The sequence below is a fragment of the Mammaliicoccus sp. B-M6 genome, assembly GCF_022386965.1.
GTDB lineage: Bacteria > Bacillota > Bacilli > Staphylococcales > Staphylococcaceae > Mammaliicoccus > Mammaliicoccus sciuri_A.
Window position 1 is genome coordinate 1 of the sequence record NZ_JAJNHJ010000077.1, and the last position, 744, is coordinate 744.

General features: G+C 46.8%; 7 tRNA genes. All 7 read right to left on the reverse strand.

Annotated elements, in window-relative coordinates:
- Window positions 1–106: 106 nt before the first annotated feature.
- The 7 genes from LQ693_RS13440 to LQ693_RS13470 all read right to left on the reverse strand — a co-directional run bounded on the left by LQ693_RS13440 (window position 107) and on the right by LQ693_RS13470 (window position 744).
- Window positions 107–182, reverse strand: a tRNA-Ala gene (locus LQ693_RS13440).
- Window positions 183–199: 17 nt separating this feature from the next.
- Window positions 200–273, reverse strand: a tRNA-Pro gene (locus LQ693_RS13445).
- A gap of 10 nt (window positions 274–283) precedes the next feature.
- Window positions 284–360, reverse strand: a tRNA-Arg gene (locus LQ693_RS13450).
- 12 nt (window positions 361–372) lie between these two features.
- Window positions 373–461, reverse strand: a tRNA-Leu gene (locus LQ693_RS13455).
- 15 nt (window positions 462–476) lie between these two features.
- Window positions 477–551 (reverse strand) — tRNA-Gly (locus LQ693_RS13460).
- Between the two features lie 34 nt (window positions 552–585).
- Window positions 586–661 (reverse strand) — tRNA-Lys (locus LQ693_RS13465).
- A 7-nt stretch (window positions 662–668) separates the two neighbouring features.
- Window positions 669–744, reverse strand: a tRNA-Thr gene (locus LQ693_RS13470).

Here is a 744-nt window from a genome sequence, read left to right on the forward strand (position 1 = left end):
TGATTGGTTAAGCCAATCACTCTGAAGTACTTTCAGTACTCAATTATTGGAATTAACGTTGACATATTGTCATTCAGTTTTCAATGTTCATAATCTATTTTTAAAATGGTGGAGACTAGCGGGATCGAACCGCTGACCTCCTGCGTGCAAAGCAGGCGCTCTCCCATCTGAGCTAAGCCCCCATAAGTATTAATAGAAGTCGGGAAGACAGGATTCGAACCTGCGACCCCTTGGTCCCAAACCAAGTGCTCTACCAAGCTGAGCTACTTCCCGTTATTTAAAATGGCGCGCCCGAGAGGAGTCGAACCCCTAGCCTCTTGATCCGTAGTCAAACGCTCTATCCAATTGAGCTACGGGCGCAAAAAACAAAAATGGTGCCGAGGACCGGAATCGAACCGGTACGGTAATCACTTACCGCAGGATTTTAAGTCCTGTGCGTCTGCCAGTTCCGCCACCCCGGCAAGAAAAAATAAAAATGGAGCGGAAGACGGGATTCGAACCCGCGACCCCAACCTTGGCAAGGTTGTATTCTACCGCTGAACTACTTCCGCTAAATAATTATTTTTATATATAGTATATTTAAAATGGTGAGCCATAGAGGATTCGAACCTCTGACCCTCTGATTAAAAGTCAGATGCTCTACCAACTGAGCTAATGGCTCTAAAACATGGTGCCGGCCAGAGGACTTGAACCCCCAACCTACTGATTACAAGTCAGTTGCTCTACCAGTTGAGCTAGGCCGGC